Origin of the sequence: Enterovibrio nigricans DSM 22720, assembly GCF_900167155.1 — a bacterium.
Taxonomy (GTDB): Bacteria; Pseudomonadota; Gammaproteobacteria; order Enterobacterales; family Vibrionaceae; genus Enterovibrio; species Enterovibrio nigricans.
The window spans coordinates 1-5,083 of sequence record NZ_FUXU01000145.1 but is presented as its reverse complement, the minus strand read 5'-3'; the positions used below and the strand labels follow the sequence as shown (position 1 = coordinate 5,083).

General features: G+C 46.0%; 4 protein-coding genes and 3 tRNA genes. 1 reads left to right on the top strand and 6 read right to left on the bottom strand.

What is annotated here, in order from left to right; genetic code table 11:
* Positions 1–99: 99 nt before the first annotated feature.
* The 6 genes from B5D35_RS22655 to B5D35_RS22630 all read right to left on the bottom strand — a co-directional run bounded on the left by B5D35_RS22655 (position 100) and on the right by B5D35_RS22630 (position 4,526).
* Positions 100–1,065, bottom strand: a complete 966-nt coding sequence (locus B5D35_RS22655) for a TerC/Alx family metal homeostasis membrane protein (protein ID WP_078754681.1) — start codon at positions 1,063–1,065, stop codon at positions 100–102.
* 416 nt (positions 1,066–1,481) lie between these two features.
* Positions 1,482–1,557, bottom strand: a tRNA-Val gene (locus B5D35_RS22650).
* A gap of 49 nt (positions 1,558–1,606) precedes the next feature.
* Positions 1,607–1,683: transfer RNA gene (locus tag B5D35_RS22645), tRNA-Val, on the bottom strand.
* A gap of 32 nt (positions 1,684–1,715) precedes the next feature.
* A tRNA-Val gene (locus B5D35_RS22640) sits at positions 1,716–1,792 on the bottom strand.
* A 256-nt stretch (positions 1,793–2,048) separates the two neighbouring features.
* Positions 2,049–3,056: a DUF3080 domain-containing protein gene (locus B5D35_RS22635; protein ID WP_244556718.1), complete on the bottom strand. Its 1,008-nt coding sequence runs from the start codon at positions 3,054–3,056 to the stop codon at positions 2,049–2,051.
* Between the two features lie 99 nt (positions 3,057–3,155).
* Positions 3,156–4,526: an MATE family efflux transporter gene (locus B5D35_RS22630; protein ID WP_078754680.1), complete on the bottom strand. Its 1,371-nt coding sequence runs from the start codon at positions 4,524–4,526 to the stop codon at positions 3,156–3,158.
* 344 nt (positions 4,527–4,870) lie between these two features.
* Here B5D35_RS22630 and B5D35_RS22625 point away from each other — a divergent pair.
* The coding region (locus B5D35_RS22625; protein ID WP_170915151.1) for a transposase at positions 4,871–5,083 on the top strand (213 nt) is incomplete at its 3' end.

Below are 5,083 nucleotides of genomic sequence, written 5' to 3'. Positions count from 1 at the left end.
ATAGATACGTGGTCAATTTATGGAAGGGATACAGATTAAGATTATTTAAAACAATGTGTTACTTTGAAAGATATAGCACCTTTCGGTGCTTTTTTAGTGTTAGTGCGAAATCGCTTTGTCTAACTGTTTCTGTTTCCAGATTGAAGCAAGAATACCGACCGCAAGCGATACCACAATCACACCCAGAGAAACGGGAGTAGGGATTGCGAAAGGCGTATCGATGAGCAACATCTTCGTACCGATAAAACACAGCATAAATGCCAATGTATGATGCAGGTACGCAAACTTATTCAACATCCCGCCTAATACGAAGTACAGAGAACGCAGGCCTAGCAGGGCAAACACGTTTGCGGCCAATACCAGATACGGTTCTTGTGTGACTGCAAAAATTGCTGGAATGGAGTCAAGCGCGAACATGATGTCAGTCATCGCGATAACCATCACAACCACCAGCATAGGTGTCGCTAACAAACCAATGGCATCTCGGGTAATAAGCTTGTTTCCGTGGTAATCATCACTGACACGCAAGAATCGTTTAACCAACCTTACCGCGACGCTGTCAGAAAATGATTCATTTTCTTCTCCGTGCTGTTTCCACATTTTGTAGCCTGTCCAAATAAGGAAGAAGCCAAATACATAAAGTACAATATGGAACTTAGCGATCAGCGGTGCACCTACGGCAATCATAATTGCGCGCAGTACCAAGGCTCCGACGATACCCAGCATCAGTACACGAGGTACATGGCTTTCTGGCACTTTAAACTGGCTGAAAATCAGAGCAAAGACAAACAGGTTGTCGACGCTTAACGATTTTTCAAGCAAGTAGCCGGTGATAAAGGCGGTGGCAGCCTGGCCATTCGTATAGTGGCTGGCGGGCGCCATTTGTGGCCAAAAAAAGTAAATCGCGGTTGCAAAGGCGAAAGCCAGGGCAAACCAAAAGATGCTCCAAAGTACCGCGCTGCGAAAAGTAATTTTTCCGCGGGTAATCAGAAGATCGATACCTAACATACACAATGTGAGGATAAGAAGGCCGTCATAGCCTGAAAAGAGTTCGCTGAGGAACATTTATACCTCCGTGTGCGGAGGGGAGGCGAGATCAAGAAGCCGTACCAACCGCACATCTATAAGCAAGTAAAAGCGAATAACTGGCGTTGGTCTTGTCAAAACACCTAATGATGTTCTCGCGGGCCGGATGCAAATGCAACGTAATGACGACTTCGCGACGTAGTGACTACTCCCCAATACGGCGCAATAGTAGAGCTTTTCCGAAAAATTTGAAACTACTTTTTATTAGGGATGGTCGATAGTTGATACGGGTAGAAGCGACGGGGCAAAATAAGATTGAACTTGGCAGTATAACGACATGTTTTAGCGCATAATTTTGGTGTGCATATTTCGTACAAGTAGGAGCTAAGAACGGAGAGTCTGTGGCGTTTTGCGGACACAATGAAAAAAGCCTGCTCGAAAGCAGGCTTTTAAAGTGGTGGGCGATACCGGGCTCGAACCAGTGACCCCCTCCTTGTAAGGGAGGTGCTCTCCCAACTGAGCTAATCGCCCGAATAATCGCGATTGGGATTCTCTAAAAGAGAGTGCGATTATTGGAATTTGGTGGGTCTAGGCAGACTCGAACTGCCGACCCCTGCCATGTCAAGGCAGTACTCTAACCAACTGAGCAATAGACCCAAATTCTGATTCCTTCCTGGTTAGGGAAAGAATGGTGCGTCCGGGCAGACTCGAACTGCCGACCCCTGCCATGTCAAGGCAGTACTCTAACCAACTGAGCTACGGACGCATTACATTGTTTCTAGGAAAGCTTGGTGCGTCTAGGCAGTACTCTAACCAACTGAGCTATAGACGCATCGTTTGCTGAATTTCAGCGAGGCTTTCCGTGAAAGCGGGGTGAATATTAGCGACAAGGACGAAGGCACGCAAGCGTAAAACCGGACTTTTTTGCGCTTTCGCGTTCGTTTGATGCTTTGGTGCACAAATTGGCGTGACTTCAGCCAATTGTGAGGCGGATTATTGGTATTCAAATGCAATGATTTGTTTTATTGACCAATTTTTACGCCACATCGCTTAAACAGTGATTGCCAATATGCGACATGATTATTTACGGCAGATTGGAAATTTTGGTAGTGGTTGCCTGAAAAATACGCATTGCTGTAATCCGAGAAGGTGTGAACCGTTTTAAATTGGTTGTGAAAACGGGTGAGTGATGGTTGAACGTCAAGGTACAGGCCATTAAGTTTAGAAATATAGGGATGAACACCACCAATAAAAAAACGGTTAAAGACATTATGTAGGTATGTAAGGCGTGTCGTGTCTCGATTTTTCCCGCATATGACTAAGGCATCATCACGATTGAGTTGCTCCGTTGCTGCGTTTAACCAGCGTGTGCTTTCATCCAGAGAGTAAAACAAAGCACCTAAGTAACGCTGCTTCTCAATAGGCTCCTGAAGGGCAATAACGTCGATATCTTTGGTCTGTAACAGCAGTAGGGAATAGCTTTCAATCGCCAACAGAGCCTCGCTATGGGGAAAGGGCGTATCAGGAGGAATCATGTGTAGCGATGGGGGCGTAAGTTGACGCCGCCAGGCTTCGCTGCCAGCAAACGTATTCCAGTATACGCTATGTAATTGTTGTCTTTTTTGTTTATAGATTTCATTTAAATTTTTGGACAAGGCTTCGCTGTCCACGAGTTCAAGACACTGTTCGAGGGTACGCAACAAGGCCATCTCATAGTTCAGTTGTCGAAATGCGTCTTGAACCTTGCCTAAAATCGAGTTTCTTTCGGCAATCAGTTGGAATAATCCGCACTGCCTTAACTCATAGGCATCCAACAATCCCATCCGAATATCTTTGATTGGGGTGACGAGATCCCTTTTCCTTGGGAGTATCACTGCGTTGGATTTGAAGGGATTAACGGGTTCAGTGTCCACAACGTTGGCCAACCGCTGGACGTAGTCGGAAAAAAGAGATGTCGCCTTGTCATTCTCAAAGCACCCGTTGAGTATGCCTGCACAGGTAAATACGAGTACTAGTGACGTGATTCGCAATACATCTCCCTCGCGGAAACCAATGTGCCGGGGTTTTAAGAAGTATACGAAAAGGAAAGTCGAAAAGAAAAAGTCCCGCGAGCGGGACTTTAGATGGTGTTACTTTTCTGCCATTGCAAGTTGGAATTCGACAGGCTGCTTGCGAATCCAATACAGGCGCATACCCAGCATAATGGCTGCTGAAGTTAGGCCAATGATGATGCCAACCCAGAATCCGTAGGCGCCCATTGGCTCTACAATCCAATCCGTCATGCCTAGGATGTAACCCATTGGCACGCCCAAAATCCAATAGGCAATGAAAGTACGTTCAAAAATTGCGCGCATATCTTTGTATCCGCGAAGCGCGCCAGCGGCAACCACTTGAATGGAGTCCGTACACTGATAAACAGCGGCAAGCAGCATCAAGTTAGCGGCTATCCCTACCACTTCAGGGTTCTTGTTGTAGAGATGAATAATTGGCTCTCGGAAAATGACGGTGAGAGTTGCAGTGATAAAAGCGGCAATCAAACCAATGATGATCCCCAATTTCGCGGCACGAGCGGCACCTTCTGTTGATTTCGCACCGAGTTGATGGCTGACACGGATACTCACCGCGGTTGCCAGGCTCATTGGGAGCATGAAAATCATTGAAGAGAAGTTAATCGCGATCTGGTGCGCAGCGACTACGATGGAGCCAAGTGGTGCGATAAGCAATGCGATCACGGCAAACAATGTCACTTCGAAGAAAAGTGCTGCGGCAACGGGAAAGCCCATTTTGAACAGACGGGTCAAAGCTTTCACGTCAGGTTTAGAGAACTGAGAGAACGCCTTAATGCGGCTAAGTCGCTTGTTAACCATCACGTAGATGAACATTGCGACAAGCATCAGCCAATACACAATAGCTGTTGCGACACCACAACCGACTCCCCCCAGAGCGGGGGCACCAAATTCACCGTAAACAAAAATCCAGTTAAGTGGAATATTCGCAGCCAAGCCGAGGAATCCGATGATCATGGCAGGTGTTGTTAGAGACATCCCTTCAGAAAGGTTTCGAAGAACTTGGAAAAGAAGATAGGCAGGTACAGCCCAAAGTACCGCGTGTAAATAACCAACGGTTTTTTCTGCAAGCGCAGGTTCTACGTCCATGTAATAGACGATATATCCTGCATTAAACAACACAAGGCAAATAGGAATCGATAACAGAAGGGCCATATAAGCACCTTGCTGAAATTGGAATGGAATTTTTTGCTGACGACCAGAACCATTAAGCTGCGCGATGATTGGAACCATCGCAATCAGAATACCGATACCGAACAAGATAGACGGCAGCCAAATGCTTGAAGCAACGGCTACAGCGGCCATATCAGTGGCGCTAACTCCACCGGCCATAACAGTATCGACGAAACCCATGGATGTCTGGGCAAGTTGTGCAATGAAAACGGGAATACCCAGTTTAATAATGGCTTTGGCTTCTAGGCGATAATTTTGCACCTAAGTGACTCCAACAACAAAAGAGGCAAGAAAAAGGACAGCGCATTATACGCTCAATGGCCATCTGAACAATCTGTGTGTATGAGAAAATAGCAAATACTAAAACGAGAGTCTGAATCAGAAGCTCGACCTAGAGAAATTGCCTTATAGGTGAATGAAATATTGTACGTGTTTTTGTGAGTCATTAAACTGGTGACATAAAAGATAGGAACAATAGGGAATCCCATGTTCACCGGAATTGTACAAGCAACTGCAACCGTTACTGGGCTTTGTTGCTTAAATCGATGGAACTAAATCTAGAAGCTACGATCTGATCGGCTACACCCATCAATCGTCGTAGTCTCATGTCTAAACCTCGTTACAAAACAACTAACTGGAAGCAGTACAACAAAGCCTTAATCAACCGTGGTTCTCTGACCTTTTGGATTGATGAGGAAACGATAGCTGAGTGGAAACAAAACAAACAAGGCAAGCGTGGTAGACCTCGCCGATTCAGCGACTTAGCCATTACTACCGCACTGATGGTGAAACGCATTTTCTCTATGCCATTGAGAGCG